The following is a 1,032-nucleotide window of genomic DNA, read 5'->3' on the forward strand; positions in this document are numbered from 1 at the left end:
AAGCCGATCAAAATCGTTTTGAACCAACCGGCTTCAAAAGCCAGCCAACCGGCTTTCCATACGATGGTCATGTACACAGCAACGCACAATGCGCCGCCGATTGCACCTTCCCAGCTTTTACCCGGGCTGATGGTCGGCGCAATTTTGCGCTTGCCAAACGACTTGCCGCAGAAATACGCGCCAATATCGGCCACCCATACCAAGCCCATAATCGCCAATAAAGACAGCGCGTCTTCAGGCTGGGGGCGCAGGTAAACCAGTGCGAACCAAAACGGCATCACCAACAACCAACCGACCGTGTAAGCCTGCCAGCCGCCGTTTAGCTTCCATTTCGCTTTCAGCCACCAAGGCATGACAATCAGCCAAAACGCCAATACGACACACCAAACCAAATTGGGCAACTGCCAACCGCCGGCATAGGCAATCACGCCGAACACCAGCGTTGACGCCAAATAATGATTGATTTTCAGCTTATCCAAGCCGCTCATGCGGGCATATTCCCACAAAACCAACATGGCAATCAGGCCGCAAAACGCCGCCCACAGCCACATAGGTGCATAAAACAGCATGACCAGCATCAGCGGCAAGAGCCACAGCGCCGTTAAAATCCGTTGTCTCAACATAATTCTCAACCCCGTTGCTGCTCAAGCGGCAGCTGTTCGGAAGTCCGCCCGAAGCGGCGTTCCCGTTTTTGAAACGAAGCAATCGCCTCGTTCAGCGATTTCTCATTAAAATCAGGCCACAGCGTATCCGTAAAATACAATTCCGCATACGCCATCTGCCACAGTAGGAAATTACTGATGCGCGTCTCGCCGCCGGTTCGGATAAACAAATCCGGCTCGGGTGCATCGCCCAACATCAAATAGCGCGACAATGCCTCTTCCGTAATCTCAGTTGCACCCTCGGCAATCAACTGATTTGCCGCCTGCAAAATATCCCAGCGGCCGCCATAATCGGCGGCAATGCTCAAAGTCAAACCGGTATTGTTTGCCGTCAACGCCTCTGCCGCCTCAATCCCCTTCAGGATTTCAG

The 1,032-nt window shown here is 53.2% G+C and carries 2 protein-coding genes; both read right to left on the reverse strand.

The window, feature by feature from the left end; genetic code table 11:
* Positions 1 to 623: phosphatidate cytidylyltransferase (locus ACTHS3_RS14485; RefSeq protein ID WP_440368308.1), on the reverse strand; the 623-nt coding region annotated here is incomplete at its 3' end.
* 5 nt (positions 624 to 628) lie between these two features.
* A partial coding sequence (gene uppS, locus ACTHS3_RS14490) for a polyprenyl diphosphate synthase (protein WP_440368309.1) occupies positions 629 to 1,032 on the reverse strand: 404 nt, incomplete at its 5' end.

The sequence above is a fragment of the Neisseria sp. P0009.S007 genome, from assembly GCF_051962515.1.